Origin of the sequence: Limisphaera sp. VF-2 (genome assembly GCF_049537125.1) — a bacterium.
Taxonomy (GTDB): Bacteria; Verrucomicrobiota; Verrucomicrobiia; order Limisphaerales; family Limisphaeraceae; genus Limisphaera.
Window position 1 is genome coordinate 43,631 of the sequence record NZ_JBMVQY010000004.1, and the last position, 20,253, is coordinate 63,883.

General features: G+C 65.6%; 14 protein-coding genes. 6 read left to right on the top strand and 8 right to left on the bottom strand.

All coding sequences use genetic code 11. The features are described 5' to 3' along the window. Window positions 1–290: 290 nt before the first annotated feature. Both ACPDIT_RS12240 and ACPDIT_RS12245 read right to left on the bottom strand, forming a co-directional pair. Window positions 291–1,400, bottom strand: a complete 1,110-nt coding sequence (locus ACPDIT_RS12240; RefSeq protein WP_423443887.1) for an aminopeptidase — start codon at window positions 1,398–1,400, stop codon at window positions 291–293. A gap of 120 nt (window positions 1,401–1,520) precedes the next feature. Next, window positions 1,521–2,372 carry a hypothetical protein gene (locus ACPDIT_RS12245; protein WP_423443889.1) on the bottom strand — a complete coding sequence of 284 codons (852 nt, stop codon included), beginning with the start codon at window positions 2,370–2,372 and terminating at the stop codon, window positions 1,521–1,523. A 616-nt stretch (window positions 2,373–2,988) separates the two neighbouring features. On the opposite strand from ACPDIT_RS12245, the gene ACPDIT_RS12250 reads away from it, so the two are divergent. Beyond that, entirely contained in the window at window positions 2,989–3,579 is a 591-nt protein-coding gene (locus tag ACPDIT_RS12250; protein ID WP_423443890.1) for a transposase, read from the top strand. 171 nt (window positions 3,580–3,750) lie between these two features. Here ACPDIT_RS12250 and ACPDIT_RS12255 read toward each other — a convergent pair whose 3' ends face one another. From ACPDIT_RS12255 to sqr, 3 genes are read right to left on the bottom strand one after another with little or no spacing between them, the layout of a single operon-like run. Further along, entirely contained in the window at window positions 3,751–4,251 is a 501-nt protein-coding gene (locus ACPDIT_RS12255; RefSeq protein ID WP_423443892.1) for a DsrE/DsrF/DrsH-like family protein, read from the bottom strand. A gap of 37 nt (window positions 4,252–4,288) precedes the next feature. Further along, the gene (locus tag ACPDIT_RS12260) at window positions 4,289–4,603 is read right to left on the bottom strand and encodes a TusE/DsrC/DsvC family sulfur relay protein (protein WP_423443894.1); all 315 of its coding nucleotides are present in this window, start codon (window positions 4,601–4,603) and stop codon (window positions 4,289–4,291) included. Window positions 4,604–4,639: 36 nt separating this feature from the next. After that, window positions 4,640–5,905, bottom strand: coding sequence for a type III sulfide quinone reductase, selenoprotein subtype (gene sqr / locus ACPDIT_RS12265; protein ID WP_423443896.1), 1,266 nt, complete (start codon window positions 5,903–5,905; stop codon window positions 4,640–4,642). A 1,514-nt stretch (window positions 5,906–7,419) separates the two neighbouring features. On the opposite strand from sqr, the gene ACPDIT_RS12270 reads away from it, so the two are divergent. Beyond that, window positions 7,420–8,637 carry an efflux RND transporter periplasmic adaptor subunit gene (locus ACPDIT_RS12270; protein WP_423443898.1) on the top strand — a complete coding sequence of 406 codons (1,218 nt, stop codon included), beginning with the start codon at window positions 7,420–7,422 and terminating at the stop codon, window positions 8,635–8,637. Here ACPDIT_RS12270 and ACPDIT_RS12275 read toward each other — a convergent pair. The 3 genes from ACPDIT_RS12275 to ACPDIT_RS12285 all read right to left on the bottom strand — a co-directional run bounded on the left by ACPDIT_RS12275 (window position 8,622) and on the right by ACPDIT_RS12285 (window position 11,709). Beyond that, on the bottom strand, window positions 8,622–9,347 hold the full coding sequence (locus ACPDIT_RS12275) for a hypothetical protein (protein WP_423443899.1): 726 nt from the start codon (window positions 9,345–9,347) through the stop codon (window positions 8,622–8,624). The two genes, ACPDIT_RS12270 and ACPDIT_RS12275, sit on opposite strands and share 16 nt — an antisense overlap. Before the next feature lie 76 nt (window positions 9,348–9,423). Then, a complete protein-coding gene (locus tag ACPDIT_RS12280; protein WP_423443901.1) occupies window positions 9,424–10,140 on the bottom strand; it encodes a ribonuclease H-like domain-containing protein in 717 nt (238 codons plus the stop codon). Window positions 10,141–10,485: 345 nt separating this feature from the next. After that, window positions 10,486–11,709, bottom strand: coding sequence for a 2,3-bisphosphoglycerate-independent phosphoglycerate mutase (locus tag ACPDIT_RS12285; protein WP_423443903.1), 1,224 nt, complete (start codon window positions 11,707–11,709; stop codon window positions 10,486–10,488). Window positions 11,710–13,173: 1,464 nt separating this feature from the next. Between ACPDIT_RS12285 and pilM the strand changes: the two genes are divergently transcribed. From pilM to ACPDIT_RS12305, 4 genes are all read left to right on the top strand, one after another. Next, complete coding sequence (gene pilM / locus ACPDIT_RS12290; RefSeq protein WP_423443905.1) at window positions 13,174–15,129, top strand: type IV pilus assembly protein PilM; 1,956 nt, start codon at window positions 13,174–13,176, stop codon at window positions 15,127–15,129. 92 nt (window positions 15,130–15,221) lie between these two features. Beyond that, complete coding sequence (locus ACPDIT_RS12295; protein ID WP_423443907.1) at window positions 15,222–16,472, top strand: hypothetical protein; 1,251 nt, start codon at window positions 15,222–15,224, stop codon at window positions 16,470–16,472. Then, the gene (locus tag ACPDIT_RS12300) at window positions 16,472–17,278 is read left to right on the top strand and encodes a hypothetical protein (RefSeq protein WP_423443909.1); all 807 of its coding nucleotides are present in this window, start codon (window positions 16,472–16,474) and stop codon (window positions 17,276–17,278) included. Before ACPDIT_RS12295 ends, ACPDIT_RS12300 begins: the two co-directional genes overlap by 1 nt. Before the next feature lie 68 nt (window positions 17,279–17,346). Next, window positions 17,347–20,175: a hypothetical protein gene (locus ACPDIT_RS12305; RefSeq protein WP_423443911.1), complete on the top strand. Its 2,829-nt coding sequence runs from the start codon at window positions 17,347–17,349 to the stop codon at window positions 20,173–20,175. The last annotated feature ends 78 nt before the right edge of the window (window positions 20,176–20,253 follow it).

Consider the following 20,253-nt stretch of genomic DNA (forward strand, 5'->3'; position numbering starts at 1 on the left):
AGCGGGCGTCATTCTGCTCCGCAAGAGACGGTCCGGCGCCGGGCACGTCGGCCCCCTCCCGGCGCGGGCCCCTTTGCGCGGATCCGGCCCGGCCGGTCCAGGCGGGTGTCACCGTGTGGACGGATCCCGGGCCCTGCCGACCGGCGCGGCCCGCGCTCGCCGGTGGGATCGAGCGGGAGCCACACAGAACCGGAAAACACCCGTCCACAGGGCCTTGCTTTGCCGAGCCCGAATACCGGCGCGTCACCCGGGGCCTGGGCGGATGCACAGGCGACGGACGAACGCGCCCCTCACACCAGCTTCTCCGGATTGAGCCCCTGCAGGTCCTTCGGCACGAATCGGCCGTCCTTGCGGATCAATTCCCCATCGAACCACACCTCGCCGCCGCCCCATTCCGGCCGTTGGATCAGCACCATGTCCCAGTGCACGGCGCTGCGGTTGCCGTTGTCGCAATCCTCGTACGCCTGGCCCGGGGTCAGATGCAGCGACCCGGCAATCTTCTCGTCGAAGAGGATGTCGCACATCGGCTGCAGGATGTGCGGGTTGAACCCGAGCGAGAACTCGCCCGTGTAGCGCGCGCCGGGATCGGTATCGAGGATTTCGTTCAGACGTTGCGTGTTGCTGGAGGTGGCCTCGACGATGCGACCGTTGCGGAACACCAAGCGGACGTTCTCGAATTTGGTCCCCGCGTACAGGGTCGGCGTGTTGAACTGGATCACCCCGTTGACCGAGTCGCGTACGGGACAGGAGAACACCTCGCCATCCGGGATGTTGCGCAGGCCGTTGCACATCTGGGCGCCGATGCCCTTGATGCTGAAGGTGAGGTCGGTGCCGGGCCCCTTGATGCGGACGCGATCGGCCCGTTTCATGCGTTTCCAGAGTGGGACCATGGCCCGGGCCATCTTCCGATAGTCCATGGTGCAGACGCGGAAGTAGAAATCCTCGAAAGCCTCGGTGCTCATGCCGGCGCTCTGGGCCATGCTGGGGGTGGGCCAGCGCAGCACGCACCACCGGGTTTTGTTGACGCGCCAGTCGAGCACCGGTCGGGTGGTGCGCGAGAACAGGGCCAGGCGATCGGACGGCACGTCACTGTTCTCGTTCATGTTGTCGGTGCCGCGAATGGCGATGTAGGCGCGCATTTTCTTGATGCGGGCCAGTTCCAGGTCCCGCACCAGCGCCGCGTGGCGGGCATCCGTCTCGCGCAGCACCTCGCGCGTGACCCGGCTGTGTCGCGTCTCCACGATCGGAATGCCGCCGGCTTTGCGCACGGCGCGCATCAGGGTGATGGTCATCTCGTCCGGGACATCCGTCACATCCAGCAGGACGGGATCGCCACGACGGACGCTCACCGAGTAGTTGACGAGCAACTCGGCCAGTTGGGTGTAGCGCGGATCATGCATAAAACCGGAACGTCGAGGACTCGTGGCCCCGCCGGGCATGCAGGGGCCGTCGGCTCTCCCCGTGGGCGGAGTGCCCCGCGCAAGAAAACTCCGCCCTCGACACTCTGGCAAACCGGAAGTTCATGAGCCGGGAGGCGAGTTGGTGGCCGGGCCGGGATTTTGGGGCGGGCTGCCGGACAGCGACGGCGGGAGGTCCGTGGGCGCATACCGTCGCACACCCCCGACCACCACGACACGGCCGGCGTTGTCGAAACTCAACCGGGGCCGACTGCCCGGGACGATCTCCCAGGTCTGGCGCACGGCAATCTCGCCGTCCGGTCGGATCACGTAGTACGCACACGTGGTCCGCCCGTTTTGAAACAGCAGATGCAGATTGCTGTCCCCGTCCAGTTGGGGTTGCGGATTCGCAAAGGACACGATCGGCCCCAGGGGCAGCACGCGGAGGATCTGCGTTTCCGAGGGATCGGTGATCCGCAGGTAAAGTCGGAGGTTCCGCTTGAGGTAGTTGGCCTCTTGCAGGATGTACTTCCGCATGACCGGGGGCGCGCCGGGCTCGGCCGCGGGCACGCCGAACTCCCGCTCCCACAGGCGCGCGCCGGTGATGATGTCGAACCCGACCGGCGGACTGACGAACTCCCGGTCCCAGGCGGCGATCCGGACCGTGGCCTGCATCCGGTAACGCCCCTGCCGGGTCAACTCGAAGTACGGCGCCACGTCGAGGCGCCGGGTCGCCCGCTGCGACGACTCCAGCGTGAACGGCCCATACACGGGCAGCTCCCCCAATTGCCGCACCACGCGGTTGCCCTGACCCTCGATCGAAATGCCCAACCAATCGTTGTCCTCGCCCAACCGCAGCGGTTGCCCGGAAAGATTGGTGATCCGCACCGCAACGGGTAGGGGTTCGCCCGGCAAGAACTGCTGTTGGTCCAGTTCGATCTCCACCGAGATCTGGCCGGCTGCCGACCCAACCATCGCCGCCAGAAGGCCCAGGCCCCATCGGAGCGACCACCACCGCCGCGGAGCCCCCGGCCCCGGGGTCGGATGCGCCGCATGCCCGCGACCCCGGCGATGTGCCGGGCTCGCCGAGCGGCGGGTGGGGAACCTGCCTTGGTCAACCATGCCCCCCACTCTAGTGCCCACTGCCGGGCTGACAAGGGACAAATGCGGGCGCCCGCCGCCTCCCGCGACCGTAGCCGCCGCCGTGAGGCGGCGGACCAAACCATCTTGCGTAGCCGCCGTCGTCAGACGGCGGACAAACTGGCTTGCCCCCGCACCCAGGCGATCCACCACGAGCTGCTCTGCATGCTTTCACCGGCGCCTTGGGTGGGGATCGATTATCCGCCGGCTTCCGCCGGCGGCTACGAGAAATGGTAGCCGCCGCCGTGAGGCGGCGGACCAAGACCATCTTCCGTAGCCGCCGTCGTCAGACGGCGGACAAAACCAGTAGCCACCGCGGCCGGCGGTGGACCATGGAGCAATCCGCCGATTCTCATCGGCGGCTACTGAGTTGGGTTCCGCCGACTTCCGCCGGCGGCTACCGCACAACTTTCCTCTTCCGACCTCCTTTTGGGGCCGGTAGGATCGGCCCGTGGCCTTCACGCCCAAAGGGAAGTTGCCCAAACTGGACCGGCAGCGTTACCGAGGGCACGCCGTGGTCTTTTGGACGCTGACCCTGCAAGATCGCGCGCAAGGATGGCTCACGCCCCGGTTTCATCTGGTGTTTCGGGAGATGTTACTGCACACCGCAGCCCGCTACGCGGTTTGGTGTCCGGCCTACTGCCTGATGCCGGACCATCTGCATGTGATCTGGATGGGGCTGCGGCTTCACAGCGATCAGCTCAACGCCATGAGGTTCTTGCGCCGGCACTTGGATCCGGCTCTGGGGGAGGGTCGGCGTTGGCAGCATCAGGCCCATGATCACGTGCTCCGGGAAGAGGAACGCGAGAGGGACGCGTTTGCCAGGACGTGTTTTTACATTTTGGAAAACCCGGTTCGGGCCGGGTTGGTCTCGTCGGCTGGGGAGTGGCCGTACAGTGGAGCGGTGGTGCCGGGATATCCGTGGTTGCATCCGTTGGGGCAGGGGTATTGGGAGCGGTTCTGGAAGCTGTATGCGGCAATGCGCCAGGCGGAGCCGCCACCGCCCGCCCTGCCGGTGTTGAGGGAGTCCCCCACCTCGTAGCCGCCGCCGTCAGGCGGCGGACCAAGACCATCTTCCGTAGCCGCCGCCGTGAGGCGGCGGCTCATGCGGCAAGGAATCTTGGTTGGGCGCACCATCCTTCGGCCACTCATGGGATCCGGGGAGTCTGCTCCCACGGGCGCCCTGCCACCTGAAAGGCGCCCTGCGCCTCGTTCAGGTGAAAATGATCTGCGCGCCGGCGGAGCGCTCGTAAAACTCGCCCACCGTCAGCACCTTCTCCACCTGCGGACAAAAGTCCTCGGGTCGAAGATGGAACATCTCCACCGCGGCCTTGCAGGCGAAGATGTGCCCGCCGGCTTCGTGAATCATCTGCAGGAATTCCGACACGGGCGGGATGTCGAGTTTTTCCATCTCCTTCTTCATCATGGCGGTGGCGAGGGCGGACATGCCGGGCAGGGCCCCCAACAGCGTGGGCAGCGGGACACCCTTGGCGTGCGGCACGCGCAGGGCCGGGTTGCCCACGGTGGCAATGCGCAGCTTGTCCTGAAAGCCTTTGAGCACCGCGTACAGCCCGAAGAAGGTGAAGAACAGATCCGCTTCGATGCCCTCCATCCGGGCGCCGTTGGCCAGGATGAGACCCGGATACACTCCGTCGAGCGTACCGCGGGAGACAATGATCGAGACCTTGCGGGGACGGTCCGGAGTCGAGTTCATAACGCCTCACATGGATTGCGGGGTTCCGCCACGGGGTTCAGACGCAACTGGTCGGTTTGGGCAAACCGGCGATGCGGGCGGCCTTCTTGATGGGGCCGTCCGGGAACAGCGTGTAAAGGTCTTTGGTGGCAAAGCCGCCGACCTTGTTGAGGCGACGCATTCCGGGCACGGTGCCGCGTTCCTGGAAGTCGCGTCGCATGAACTCCAGGACCTTCCAATGCGCGTCGGTCAGCTCCAGGCCCAGGTCGCGCGCCAGGGCCCGGGCGATGTCCGGATTCCATTGCGAGGGGTTGGTCAGGTACCCCTCCTCGTCCACGGTGACGGTGTGACCAGCGATGGTTGTCTCGGGCATAAGCGGGTGTCTCTTGCAGGTTGGTGTTGAGCGGGTTCAGCCGGCCATTTCCGGTTTGAGTGCGCCGGCGGGGATTTGTTTGCCCGCCAGCGACATTTGGTGATGCACAAACGGGATCGGCCGGCCCGGCAGCAACAGGTGCCAGTACATCCACAGGAAGGCCATCTTGCCCCAGTGATTCAGTCGGGATTCGCCCAGCAGCCGCAGCGGACCGAGGTACGGCAGCGGGAATCGGCCGGGCACGGGCTCCAGGTTGTAATTGAAGTCCAGCAGGATGGCCTTGTGAAAGCCGGTCTCGACGAAGCAGTTGGCGTGGCCGTCGAAGCGGGCGGGCAAGGGTTGATGGCGCGTGAAGGCCAGCAGGTTCTCCGTCAGCACCTCGGCTTCGAAATGGGCCACGGAACCGGCTTTGGAAGTGGGCAGGTCGGTGGCGTCGCCGAGCACGAAGATGTTGTCGTGGCCCCGCGCCTGCAGCGTGTGCCGGTCCGTGGGCACAAAGTTCATCTCGTCGCCGAGTCCGGACCGCTCGATGACCTCGGCCCCGAAATTCGGGGGCACGGTCACCAGCAGGTCGTAGGGCACTTCGCGGTCGTCCCAGGCGACCAGCCGATGGCGTTCGTTGTCCACGCGGGCCACGGCAAAGTCGGTGACCACCTGGATGCGTTTGCGTTCGAGCAAATCGCCCAGCACCCGCGAGGCGACGGGCTTCGTGAAGGCACCGGACAACGGCGTCACGTACACCAGCTCGGTGCGATCGCGCAGCCCCTGCGTTTGCAGCCACCAGTCCGCCAGAAAGACGAACTCCAGCGGCGCCACCGGGCATTTGATGGGCATTTCGCTGACATGCACGACGAGACGGCCACCCCGCCACTGGCGCAGGTGCTCCGTCAACCGACGCGCTCCATCGAAAGTGTAAAACTCGAAAACGCGTCGGCCCCAGTCATCGCCGAGCATGCCCTCGACCTGCCCGGGGACGGGATGGGTGCCCGTGGCGACGATGAGAACGTCGTAGGGCAGAATGCGTCCGTCGCCCAACACCACGCGATTGTTCTCGGGTTCGATGCGTTCCGCACGGGCCTCGACATACTCCACCCCGGACGGCATGAACCGGCGTTTGGGTCGGATGATGTCTTCCGGCTCGTAGATGCCGAAGGGCAGAAAGAGGAAGCCGGGCTGGTAAAAGTGCGTGGGATGCTCGTCCACGACACGAATCCGCCACTGGACCGGGTCCAATCGGCGTCGCATCCGATTGGCCATGATCGTTCCAGCGGTGCCTGCACCCAGGATCAGTAGCTCTTTCATACGTCCACCCGAACCGACCCGGCAGGGTGGGAAAGGTTACAAAGCGGCGAACGCCAGGCTGAAACGGGGCCCCTTCAAGATCCGCTTCGGACCCGACCGCAGCCGCGTGCCGCGCCCGGCCGGGCGGGGGGCAACGCAAAAGGCAGCTTGGGTTTGCTCGCCTGCCGTGACGGCGGCTTCCCGTTTGCAGAAGAGGTGGGAAGAGACCGCCCCGAGGACCACGCACAGCCGCCCGAGAAAAAGCCCCCAGAGCCCGCAGAACACGCGGAAGAGAAAAGCCCACAGATCACGCAGAATCTACCAAGTAACCGCCGACGGAAGTCGGCGAAACCCAACCCGCCAGCCGCCGATGAGAGTCGGCGGATTGCCCCGTGGTCCACCGCGTTCCCGCGGTGGCTACCATTTCGACCCCGTAGCCGCCGGCGGAAGCCGGCGGAATCCAATCCCGTAGCCGCCGATGGAAATCGGCGGACCTGGAAAAAGTATGGTAGCCACCGACGGGAGTCGGTGGACCGACTGGTGAACCACTGCGTTCCTTTACGAGACACCCGGGGAGCAGTCAGGCATTTCTCGGATCCCGGGTCGGCCGCATGAGGAAAGGCGGCAGACGGGCCGCTCCTCGGTGACTGGCCTCCTCATGATCCGCCGCCTTACGGCGGCGGCTACTATTCTCGTAGCCCCCGATGGAAATCAGCGGACCTGGAAAAAGTATGGTAGCCACCGACGGAAGTCGGTGGACCGACTCGTGAATCACCGCCCCGTTACGAGATGCCCACGGAGCAGTCAGGCATTTCTCGGATCCCGGGTCGGCCGCATGAGGAAAGGCGGTAGATGGACCGCTCCTCGGTGACTGGCCTTCTCATGATCCGCCGCCTTACGGCGGCGGCTACTATTCTCGTGGCCCCCGATGGAAATCGGCGGATCACCCCATGGTCCGCGGCGTTCCCGTGGTGGCTACCAGATCCGCTACTTCGGAGCCGCTGACCGAATTTGGTGGGCAGCTCGAGATCCATCCCCTTACCGCAGGCGCCGCCCGGTTGGGCAATGGCCGGCCGGAATCAAGGATTTTGTCCGCCGCCTCACGGCGGCGGCTACCCAATCTGACCCCCGTAGCCGCCGATGGAAATCGGCGGACCTGGAAAAAGCATGGTAGCCAGCGACGGAAGCCGGTGGGACAAGCCGCAAACTCGTGCCCGGCTGCGGTGACTGCCCTCGAGGACGGAACTCGAAATTCGGAGTTTCCAGTCCGCCGCCTCACGGCGGCGGCTACTGGAATAGATTCTCAACCTGCCGGATAGCGGGCTTTCCACGACTCGACGTCGGAAGAGCGGCCGGGTTTGGAGAATTTCTCGGGCTGACCGATCTCGCCCCGCGGGGTCCGATTCAGCTGAAACACCGGCGCGGCACTTCGTTTATGTGCGCCGGGGGTTGGTTTCCGTGCTTTTCCCCATCCGGCAGCATTCGTAGGCTGACCACGCAACGGGTCCAAGTGACGCAAGCCAACGTTCCGGGGAATGAATCAGCACCTGGGGACAATACCCGCAGCCGAGCAGGTCCGGCGCCGTAACTGGCGCCGGTGGCAATGGGCCCTCGTGGGACTCGGGCTGGTGGGCCTTCTCATCGCCGGACTGCGGCCCGAAGCCGCGCCCGTGGAGATCGCCGAGGTCACACGCGGCCCGCTGGAGGTCACCGTGCGGGAGGAAGGCAAGACCCGGGTGCGACATCGGTATGTGATCACCGCCCCGGTAGCCGGGCACCTCCGGCGCATCGAGCTCAAGGCCGGGGACCCGATCCGGGCCGGGGAAACGGTTCTGGCGGTGTTGGATCCGGTGCCCGCGGCGTTGCTGGATCCGCGCTCGCGGGCGCTGGCGGAGGCGCGGCGAGAAGCGGCGCACTCGGAACTGCTACGTGCGCAGGCCGCCCTGGAGTGGGCCCAAAAAGAACGCGCGCGGGTCGAAGCCCTGTTCGCCTCCGGTTCGGCCACGCCCCAGGAACGTGACACGGCCCGGTGGCGAGAGACGGACGCGGCGCAACAAGTGGCCGTGGCCGAGAGCCGATTGCGCATGGCCGAGGCGGAGCTTTCGCTGTTTCCGGCGCCCGGTGCGGAGAGCGGGGAAGGGGATGCACCGGTGGCATTGCGGGCCCCGGTGACCGGGTGCGTGCTCCGGGTGTTCGAGGAAAGTGCCCGCCCGGTGGCCGCCGGAACGCCCTTGCTCGAGGTGGGCGACCCCACGGATCTGGAGGTGGTCATCGAGATGTTATCCCGTGAGGCAGCCGCCGTGGAACCCGGGATGCCCGTGCGGCTGGAACAATGGGGCGGTTCCCATCCTCTGGAGGCGCGCGTGCGCCGGGTGGAACCCTCCGCCTTCACCAAGATCTCCGCCCTGGGAGTGGAGGAGCAACGCGTGCGCGTGATCGCCGACCTGGTGACGCCGCCGGAGGAGCGGCGCGGCTTGGGCGATCAGTTTCGCGTGGAAGCGGTGGTGGTCGTCTGGGCAGGGGCGGACGTGCTCAAGGTCCCCTTGGGTGCATTGTTCCGACGCGGCGCGGATTGGGCGGCGTTCGTGTTGGAAGGAGGGCGTGCCTGCCTGCGCCGCCTTCAAGTGGGCCACCGGAACGAACGGGAGGCGGAGATTCTGGGCGGCTTGAACGAAGGGGAACGAGTGATTCTGTACCCCGGCGAACGGATCCGGGAGGGACAACGAGTGCGCCCGGTTCAGATCGGTCCCTGAACGTCACCGCCGCCGGGCCGCGGCGGCTGGACCGCCTGTTGCCAACCGTAGAGAGCTGCTTCCAAGACTTCGGCCAGTCGCCGTGCCGCCGCGCGGGCGCGGGCCTGCAGCCGGAGCAGCCCCGCCCAGCAGCCGGGTCGCATCCACGCCTCCCGAACCAGGCGCCCGCGGTCCAGGGTACCGTCGCTGCGCACGTACCTCTGGAAGTCCAATGGCAGATCTTCTTGTGCGGTGTCGGAAATCGCCCGGACTGCGGCGCAGGGGATGCCGAGGTTCTGACACAGGGCTTGAATCGGGCCGGATTCCATCTCCACCGCGTCGGCGTGCGTGACCTGGAAGAGGGCGGCCTTTTCGGAGGCGGTGCGCAACACGTGTTCTGCCGCGCAGAAACGGCCCGGTCGGGCGCCCGAAGCATGGAAACGCCGCGCCCAGAAGGGATCGGCGGACGCGAACAGCACCGTGCCGGCCGGCCAGCGCGGATCGAGACCGCCGGCCAGGCCGCAGCTCAGCACGCAGGCCGGACGCTGCCGGGCCAGTCTGGATTGAATCGAGCGCCGGGCTGCTTCCGGGCCGATCCCGGTGAGGACGATCTCCACGCCCGGCAATCGCCCGAGCCGGGCGCGCAGGGGACGGGCTTCCTCGGGCAGGGCGAAGCACACCCACACCCAGGGGGCCGCAGAGCTCGAAATGGAGGGCGATGGTTCGGACATGGGGCAGGGCGGAAACAGCGAACGCACTCCGGAGCCACGCAGGCGAGGTCGGGACGCGGCGCCGCGCGGAGGCCGTTTACTTGATTCCGGCGAGCCGTTCGCGCCAGATCCGGTACAGCTCCACCGTGGCTCGCACGTCGCGCAAACAGTACTCGGCCACTTCCCGTGACCGCCCCTCGGCCAGCAGCGCGCCCACGTCGCGTCCCGTGACCCCGTGCGCCTTGGGCGAATCGATGCCGAAGGCCTTGCAATAAAAGTCAAGATTGAACCGACGGGCCGCGCCTTCGCGCCCGCTGACCCCGTAGAACGTCAGTTGCTCGGCCAGGTCGCAGTGCGGCGTGGTGGCGAAGCGGTAGCCGAGCCAGTCCTTGCGGCTGATGGGCACGTTCAGCAGGGCCGACCGCAGATAGAGAAACGGCACATCGAACGTGCGCCCGTTGAACGTCACCACCTCCTCGTAATGCCGCGCCACATCCCAAAAGGCCGTCAGCAACTCCACCTCGTCCATGCAGGGCACGAACTCGACCGGCCCGGCCTCGGCCTCCTCCTCGTAGTCCTCGGCCAGGAACAGGACCTGGCCTCGCAGGCTCTCGGCATTGAGCATGGCGATGCAGACCACCTGCGCCGTCAAGGGCCACAAGCTCATCTGCTGCTGGATCTCGGCCCGACGCGTCTGACGGGCGACCTCGTCGGGAAGACGTTCCGCCTCGCGGAAGAGAAACTCGCGCTGGGCTTCGTCGAACTGCTCCAGGGGCAATGCGGAAGTTTCAATGTCGAAGACCAGACAGGCCATGCCTCGACCGACCAAACGAAAACCAGGATGGGAGACCGGCGGCCACGGCCGCACGGCCTACCATCCTGGTATGGGTCAGGGGTTACTTCTTCTTGGCTGCTTTCTTCTTGGCGGCTTTCTTCTTCGCTGCCATGTCGGTTCTCACCTCCATTCCACACAGGGTTGACGGTTCAGCAGTGTGAGGACGGGAAAAGCCGTGGGGAGGATGGGAAGCTGCGCCGCGACGTTGTTTGCGTGATTGCCATCGCTGTCCACGGCCGCTTGTAAACAGAAATGTGGAAGGTTGGCAAATGTTTTTTGCGCGGCGACGCAAAAATCGTGCGTCACCGCGCGTGGCCGCGAAGATCAGGCGCCGAATTTGTCGAACATGCGCGCGTGCGCCTGCATCAAGCGCAAGAGGAACCGCGCTTCGAAGAGGCCGAGCGAGCCGTGGTTGGCGTCGTGCTCGGTGAAGCGCGCACGTTTGTCGGTGCCGCTGTAGCGGGAATGCAAGAGCACCGGCTGCGGATGCCATGAATGTCCCCGGACCACGCACGGGGTGGAATGATCCCCGGTGATGGCCAGCACGTCCGGTTTCTTTTGCAGCAGCACCGGCAGCGCGGCGTCCAGTTCCTCGATGGCGCGTTTCTTGGCCTCGAAATTGCCGTCCTCGCCCGCCTTGTCCGTGGCCTTGTGGTGGATGAAGAAGAAGTCGTAGCGATCGTATTCGGCCAGGTAGCGTTCGAATTGCTCGCGCACGGTTTGCGGGCCCTCCAGTTTCGTCATGCCCACGAGTTGGGCCAGACCCTTGTACATGGGGTAGACGGCCAGGGCGGCGGCGCGGAGCCGGTAGCGTTCCTCGAACCGCGGAATGTGGGGTTGATGGGCGATGCCGCGCATGAGAAAGCCGTTGGCGGGCTTCTCCCCGGCCAGCAACGGCAGGGCCGCCTGATAGAATTCGGCCACCAGTTTGGCCATCTTCTGCTGGCGCGGGTTCTGCGGATCGCGCGGCTCCGCCCTGGGGATGGGCAGGCCTTCACGGTTGGGATCGGCGTCGGTCAGGGGACCCTCCAGATCGGGCCCGCGGAAAACGACCACGAACCGATGTTCCTTGCCGGGCCGGATGATGACGCGGGTGTCCCCGAGCTGCTGGATGCGCTCCTGGAGTCGGGCGCAGAGACGTTCGCAGGTCTCGGTGGGGATACGGCCGGCGCGGCGGTCGGTGACAATGCCCTTGTCGTCGAGCGTGGCGAAGTTGGCGCGGGCACAGACATCGCCCGGCTGCAGGTCCACGCCCAGCCCCAGCGCCTCGATGACGCCGCGGCCGACCTGGTACTCGATGGGATCGTACCCGAACAACGCCAGATGTCCCGGGCCGCTGCCGGGCGTGATGCCCGGCGCCACGGGGATCATCCGCCCCAGGGCCGATACCTGCGCCAACTGATCCAGATTCGGCGTCTGCGCCGCCTCCAAAGGCGTCAACCCGCCCTGCTCCGGTGTGGCCACATCCCCCACGCCGTCCAGCACCACCAGCACCAGTTTGGCCCCCGTGGAGATCGTCAGTTGCGAGTACAAATCGTCCAGTCTCATGGGTCTCCTTCCTTGCTGTTTGCGAATTCCTGCATCGTGCGGGCTTCCAGCGAACCGGCCCGCCGTTGCCGGCCATCTTGCCGGGGCGCTGACGAACCGGTCAAACGCAATCGCCGCGCAACCGACAAGGCCCGTGGTGAGGATCGCAGAGCCCCGACGGCAGCTTTGAAGCCTGGAGGTTGTTGCGAACGATCGCGAGGTCCTCGGACTCGAGGTATGCGCTGTGCCGTGGGCCGCAGGGCGTGCCCTTCAGTAGCCGCCGCCGTGAGGCGGCGGACAAGCTTCCCGATCCGGCTGGCCATCGGCCAACTTCGTAGCCACCGCGGGAACGTGGTGGACCGTGGGGCAATCCACCGATTCTCATCGGCGGCTACCGAGCAGAGCTCCGCCGACTTCCATCGGCGGCTACGGGCGGAGGTAGCCGCCGCCGTCAGGCGGCGGACAAGCTGGCTTGCCCCTGCACCCAGGCGATCCATCACGAGCTGCTCTGCGGGCTTTCACCGGCGCCTTGGGTGGGATCGATTATCCGCCGACTTCCGCGGGCGGCTACAGGAGAGACTATCCACCGACTCCCGTCGGTGGCTACGGGCGGAGGTAGCCGCCGCCGTCAGGCGGCGGACAAGTTCCCTGATTCCGGCTGGCCATCGGCCAACCGGGCGGCGCCTGCGGTAAGGGGATGGATCTCGAGCTGCCCACCAAATTCGGTCGGCGGCTCCGAAGTAGCGGATCTGGTAGCCACCAGGGGAACGCGGCGGACAATGGGGTGATCCGCCGATTTCCATCGGCGGCTACCGGGTTGGATTCCGCCGACTTCCGTCGGCGGCTACGAGGTCGAAATGGTAGCCGCCGCCGGCAGGCGGCGGACAAGATCCCTGATTCCGTGTGGCCAGTACCCAACCGGGCGGCGCCTGCGGTAAGGGAATGGATCTCAAGCCGGCCCACCAAATTCGGTCAGCGGCTACGGAGTGATGGATCTGGTAGCCACCGCGGGAACGCGGTGGACCATGGGGGAATCCGCCGATTCCCATCGGCGGCTACCGGGTTGGGTTTCGCCGACTTCCATCGGCGGCTACCGGGATCGGCCCTTGGGGACGGTTTGTCGGCGACAACCGGCTTGTGCCTCTCTCTTTTCCGTCAGCGGCCGGCCCGGGCGTCGGCGATCCTCGGCGCCGGGCGGTCTCTGCGGCTCAGTGTGCCTCTCCTCCGCGTGTCCGGGTCGTTCTTCCTGACCGGCGCCCTTGGCAGAGCGGCCTCGGGAGGGGGTCCTCTGAGGTCCTTGGGGGCTGAGGGCGATGAGCTGTGCACGTGCGCGCGGGCGCAGGTCGTTGCGCGGCGCTTCTTGCAGGCTCGCGATTTTTGGTTGACCATCATCGCGGTTTTCTTTAATCCACCCCGGCCGTTTTCAAGACTTGGCAAGTGTCCGGGCCGAGGATTATGGTGGAGCGCTGACAAGGACTGGGCGTAATGCGAAGCGGAAAGTCATTCCTGGCGGTGGACTTCGGGGCCGGCACCCTGAAACTGGCGGAGTTCGAGGCCAGCGACTCCGGTGGGTTGCGCCTGAAGCAGTTCGGCTTCCGTCCTCTCGGCCTCCAGGGCTCCCAGGAATCCTCCCGTGAGCAGGTCAGTCTCAAGGCCCTTCAGGAAATCCTGGCGGAAAAGCAGATCAAGGCCCGTGACCTGAACGTCTGCGCCCCCGGCTTTCATGTCTTCTCGAAATTCGTGAAGCTTCCGCCGGTCGACACCGGCAAGGTCAGTCAGATCATCCAGTTCGAGGCACAGCAGAACGTGCCGTTCCCCCTGCAGGAGGTGGTGTGGGATTATCAGATCCTGGGCACCAACCCGGCGGGCGAACTGGAAGTGCTGCTGGTGGCGATCAAGTCGGACATCGTGGAAGGCCTGTTCCGCATCGCCGAGACCGCCGGGTTGAATTTGATGCTGACGGACGTTTCCCCGGCGGCCCTCTGCAACGCGTTCCGGTACAACTACGGCGATGTGGAGGAGTGCACGATGTTGTTGGACATCGGCGCCAAGACCAGCAACCTCCTGTTTTTCGAGAAGGGGAAGGTCTTTGCCCGGAGCATCAACCTGGGGGCCAACGCCATTACGCAGGATTTCGCCCAGGAATCGAAGCTGAAGTTCGACCAGGCCGAGCGGCTCAAGATTGCCGAGGGGTTTGTAAGCTTGGGCGGCGCCTACGAGGAGCCGGAGAATCCGCAGCAGGCGGCCATCGCCAAGATCGCGCGGCAGTTCATGACCCGGCTGCACATCCAAGTCAATCAGACCATTCAGTTCTACCGGGGCCAGCAGGGTGGGTCGGCGCCTCAACGACTGTATCTGGCGGGGGGCGCCTCCATCATGCCGTACACGGCGCAGTTTTTCGCCGAGAAACTCAACGTCCCGGTGGAGTACTTCAACCCGCTGCGGGCGGTGGAGATCGATCCCTCGATCAATCTGGAGGAACTGGCCAAGGTGGCCCATGCGATGGGCGAACTGGTGGGGTTGGGGCTGCGGAACGTGGTGCGGTGCCCGGTGGAGCTGAACCTGATGCCGCCCAGCACGTTGCGCTGGCAGAGTTTCAACCAGAAAAAGCCGTACTTCATCGCGTCGGTGTACAGCCTGGTGGTAATCGTGGCGGCGGTGGGCTTCCTGTTCTCGCGCCTGGCACGGGTCATGGAGGAGGACTTGAAGAAGGTCAGCGCCGACGTTCAGCCGCTGCAGGCCCGCGAACAACAGTTCAAACGCGCGTATGCCGAGCTGCGTCGGCTCCAGGAAGACACCGCGCAGATCAGCTCCTGGATGGAGCAGCGGTATTACTGGGCGGATGTGATGATGGAGTTGCGGCGCGTATTCATGACCGTGGAGGACAACACCAGGCGTCGCCTGGGCGTGGACACGGGGGTCTGGGTCGAGCGGTTTATCACGGCCAACCTGGCTTCGCGACAGCCCGCCTCGTTGGAAACCCCGGCGGAGGGTGATACCGGCGCGGCTGCCGCGCAGCAAACCACCACCGGCTGGAATCCGGAAATCGCCGAGTACTACCGGAAACGATACGGCATCACCATGCCGGGCGCACCCGCAGCGCCGACGACACCGGTGAATCCGGAGGCTCCTCCCATGCCGGCGGAGCCCGAAACGCCCCAGCCGGAGATGCCGGGAGCCGAAGGAACAACGGCTGCCTCGACCCAAAACACCAACGAAATCGCCACCGTGACCCTGTACTGCCGGGCGGTGGACCTGAGTCGGGTCTCGCCCTCGGCCAACACCGAACTGGCGATCGCCGTGTTGCAGGAGTTGCAAAAGAGTCCCCTGGTAAGCGCCGAGGGGACCCAGTTCGAAGGCACCATTCAGCCGGACGAACAGACCGGCACCTACACCTTTGGGATCAGTCTCAAGCTCAAGCGGCCCATGCGCATCTACTGAACTCCGCATGATGTCGACTCCCCATCGGTCCTCTTCTGTTTCGACCCGGCCCTCTTGCCGGAGTTTGGCCCCGCTTTTCGCCCGCCCGTAACATGGACTGGGTCAAACGCAATCTCTTTTTCATGATCAGCAGCGCGGTGGCGCTGGTGCTGCTGGGACTGGCGAGTTTCTACCTTTACTCGAGTCTGCGGCAGAAGAATCAGATCTTCGAACAACTGACCGCCCAATACCAGGAGCTGAACCGGCTGTACAACCTGGACCCGAATCCGGGTACGGAGCGGGTCAACAACATCCAGGCCGCCCGGAATCAACAGGCCCAGTTGCGCGAGTTTCTCCAGCGCACCTCCCGATACTTTGCCGCCCCGCCGCCCATCCCCCAGGTCACCGGGACCAACCGCGTCACCGCCGAACTGTTCACCCCGCAACTGTGGCGCACTTTGGACGAATTGCGCCGCACCGCCGAATCCGTGGGGGTCCAGTTGCCCGCCGAATACAGTTTCTCGTTCGAGGCGCAGAAAAACCTCATGCGCTTTGCCCCCGGGAGCCTCGATCGACTGGCCGTGCAGTTGGGCGAGGTCAAGGCCATCTGTGACATTCTGTTTGCCGCCAAGATCAACAGCCTAGATAACCTGCGTCGGGAACGGATTTCCACCGACGACTACAAGGGGCCGGCCTCCGATTACTTGGAACAACGCTCCGTAACGAACGACCTGGCGATTTTGACACCCTATGAAGTGACCTTCCGCTGCTTCAGCCCCGAACTGGCCGCCGTGCTCAACGGCTTCCACAGCTCGCCCTACTGCATCCTGGTCAAGGCGGTGGACGTGGAACCGGCGGGCCTGGGACCGCAGGTGGGGCCACCCGGCGAACTGCAAGATTTTTATCAGCAGCGGTACGGCCTGCCGCCGGGGGCGGGTTTGCCGGAGGCCGAAGCACCCCCGGTGACCCCGGCGTTTCCCCGTTATGCGCCGCCGCCTCCCACCGGCAGCGATCCCGCCTCGGTTTATGCACGTCGATACGGTATCCGGCCCGGCGGGGGAGGCGTCGATCCGTACGCGGCCCGGCGTTACGCACCGGAAGGCGGCGTGGGCCCCGGTGCCCCGGGCGCGGGCGGCATCCCGTATCGCCCATTGGGATCCGGACAGCCGGCGCTGACGCCACCGGCATTTCCTCCCGCCATGGGTGTGCCGGGAACCGTGCCCGGAACCGCTGGCGCAGGAACGATTCCGGCCGGGGGCGGAGCGGGACGCGGCGGCCCGCAGACTGTGTTGGATGAAAAGCCACTCCGGGTCACCATGCTGTTGCACGTGGTGAAACTTTTGCCCCGGGAGACCCGACGCTGATGGACTGGCTGAAAAAACATTACGAGAAGCTCATTTTGGGCGTGGTGCTGGTGGTGGCCATCGGCGCGGTGGCCGCAGTGCCCATCCTGATTTCGCAAACCCGGAGCGAACTGGAAAACCAGCGCAACAGCATCCTGCGTCGTCCCATCAAGCCCTTGCCGCCGCTGGACCTGACGCCTCACGAAGCGGTCATCCAGCGACTGGAAGCGCCGCTGAACGCCGATTTCGGCCGGCCCCATAATCTCTTCAACCCGGTCCAGTGGCAGCGCACTCCGGATGGCCGCCTGATCAAGCTCGAGAAAGGCACCGAAGTGGGTCCGGAGGCGGCCGTGCTCGTCAGCACAACACCGTTGTATCTGATTCTGACGCTGGATTCGATCGGCCCGGTTACGGACGGCGTGCCTTCCGGGTATCTCATCGGCATCGAGCGCCAGGCCGCACCCACGCCCGCGGCGCGTCGGAAACGTCAAACCTTTGTGCGCTTGAACGAGAAAAAGGAGGATCTGTTCACGCTGCGCGAAGTTCAGGGGCCTCCGGACAACCCGACGGCGTTAATCCTGGAACTCAGCGGGTCGGGCGAGCGCATCAGCCTCAGCAAGGAAGAGCCCTATCGTCGGGTTGAAGGATACCTGGCCGACATTCGCTACGATCCGGAGAAGCGCTCCTTCACCGGCCGGCGCGTGGGTGACACGCTCACCCTGGGGGGCGAGGCGTACAATATCGTTGCCATCACCGAAAACGAAGTTGTAGTTTCCCACCGCCTGACGGGGAAGAAGACCACCATCAGAAAGCGAACCGAAGGATGATCCCTGACAGAAAACCGCCAGTCGGTGGGCCGACGCTTTGAGGCAAGCCAGTTATGACTCACGTCCACATGACCCGATGCTGTTTTGCAATCCTGGTCGCGACGGTGGCCGGTGGCATGGCGCAGCCGGCTTCCGACCCCGCGGCGGTGGCCGCGCAGGAGGCTGTTTACCGCCAGGCCAACACCGTTCAGTTGCGCCAAAAGCTCGCCGAAGCAAAAAACGCAGAGGCCCGCAAGGACCTGGCCACCGCAGCACGCCTGTATGAAGACGCCTGGGCGCTGGTCCAGAGAATCGGGTCGGGCATCCCCGCGGAAACCGAGGAGACCGTGCAGGGCCTGACCAGGGTTCGCATGACCCTGGCCCGCGAAGCGCAAAAGCGCGGCGATCTGAAAGAGGCGGATGTCCAGGTCACCCGGGTGCTGAAAGTCAATCCCGGGGACCAGGAGGCGCTTCGGTTTAAGCAGGCCAACGACGCGGCTCTCGCAGCACAATACCCGCGAACGCCCAACGAGGAGACGCTCCAGCGCGTGCCCGAGGTGCAAAAGGAAAAGACCGAGGCCGCCAAACTGGTCCGGGACGGCGTCCTGCTCTGGGAGCTGGGCAAGCTCGACGAGGCCGAGGCCAAGCTGAACCAGGCCCTGCGACTGGACCCCGAGAACCGTGCGGCTCCCTACTATCTGGATTTGGTCAAAGATGCGCGATATCGCCAAGCGGCCCGGCAACGGGAAGCCCAGGCCAAGTCGGCGCTGGTTGAAATCGAACAAGCCTGGGAAACGAAAGCCACCCGCGAGAAACTGCCCGTCCCCAACCCCTACGCCCGCACCAACCTGGTGCACGTGGGCCGCGGCCGGCAGGCCATCATCAGCAAGCTGGACCGCATTCGATTGGAAACCGTTTCCTATGACGGGCTCCCTCTGGAGGAGGTCATTCGCCATCTTTACGAGGAATCCAAGCGGCGCGATCCGGATAAACGGGGCGTCAACTTCCTCATCAATCCCATTCCCGAGCAGAGCTCCACGGCCGGACTGCTGGGCCAACCTTTGGCGGGGGCACCGGTGATCGATCCCACGACCGGCCTGCCCATCACACCGGCCGCTCCGCCGACCGAGCAGGTGGACGTGGGGCAGGTCTCGATCAAGATCGCCCCGCCGCTGACGGATGTACGGCTGGCCGATGTGCTCGATGCCATCGTCCGCGTGGCCGAGCGCCCCATCAAATACTCCATCGAGGAATACGCGGTGGTCTTCTCGCTGCGCGGTCAGGAGCCGCTGCGCCTAGAGACGCGCGTGTTTAAGGTTGACCCGAACACCTTCTATCAGGGCCTCGAATCGGTGGAAGGGACGCAGTTCGGCGCTTTCGCCACCTCGACCGGCGGCGGCGGCGGCGGCGCGTTTGGGGGCGGCGGATTCGGCGGCGGGTTCGGCGGTGGATTCGGCGGGGGCGGCGGAGGCATGACCCTGGGTACGGTGGTGCCGCGCGTCAACGTGGCCGGCGGAGTGAGCTTCGGAGGCGGCTTTGGTGGCGTGGGTGGAGGGGGCGGCCAGGCCGGTGCCGGCGGCGGTGGCCTCCGGTTCATTACCCGCACCAACTCCACGGCCGATGTGAGCGCGGCAGTCCGCGATTACTTCCTGACCCTGGGCGTGGACCTGAACCCGCCCAAGGCGGTCTTCTGGAACGATCGCGCCGGCCGACTGATCGTGCGGGCCACGCCCGAGGATCTCGACATCATCCAGGCCGCCATTCAGGTGCTCAACGAGGCCCCGCCCCAGGTCAACATCCGGACCAAGTTCATCGATATTTCGCAGGAAGACTCTCGTGCCCTGGGCTTCGATTGGTACCTGGGCAACTGGCTCATGGGCGGCGGCCGGATCGGCTTGCAAGGCGGTACCGCGCCCTCGTACGCCGGTTCGCCCAGTCAGGCCAATCCCGCTGGCACGTTCCCCGGCGTGTTTATCCCCGGCGGCTTGGCAGGTCAGCCGGGTGCCGGCGCGGGCCAACAACCCGGCGTGGGGCAACAACCTGGAGTCGGAGGGCAACCGGGCCAGGCGGTTCCCACCGACATCAACACTCTGATTCTGCCTGCGCCGTCCGATGCCCGAGTAACCTCGGGGCTGCGGAATGAACTGAACGCGCCCTCCGTCTTTACCCTCACGGGAATCTTGACGGATCCGCAGTTCCGGCTGGCCATTCAGGCATTGGAACAACGGAAAGGCGTGGAGCTTCTCACGGCACCCGAGGTCACCACCCTCAGCGGTCGCCAGGCCCAGGTGAATCTGGTGGACATCAAATCGGTCGTCGTGGGATTGAGCACCGGCCAGACCGCGGCGGGCGGTGCCGGCGGACTGGCGGGCGTGGGCGGCGCCGGTGCCGTCGCCGGACAGATCGGATACGACATCGCTTCGCTGCCGTTTGGGCCCACGCTGGACGTTCTGCCGGTTGTCTCGGCCGACGGATATACGATTCAATTGACCATCCTGCCCACGGTCACCGAGTTCATCGGTTATGATACCGAAACCGCCCGCCAGTTTGTGCCGCAGGTCCAGTCCGTGGGCGCCGGAGCCATCGGTGTACCGCTGACGGCGCAGCTCCCGCTGCCCATTTTCCGCGTCCGACAGGTCACCACCACGGCCATTGTGTGGGACGGCCAGACCGTGGTGCTCGGTGGGCTGCTGAGCGAGAGCGTCGCCAAGGTGCGCGACAAGGTCCCCGTGCTGGGCGACCTGCCCTTGCTGGGACGGTTCTTCCGCAGCGAATCGGACGCCAAACAGAAAAAGAATCTCCTCATCTTCGTCACGCCCCGGATCATCGACCCGGCCGGCAACCCGGTGCATTCGGACGACGAAATGCCGTTCGCGCAAACGGCCATCCCGCCGCAAACGGTGTCGGCGCAACCCTGACCGGGGCTTCGACGACAGGGAGGACACTGCGGATTGAAGCGCGACCGCGAGGGTCGGGCCCATGTCCGCGACACGAAC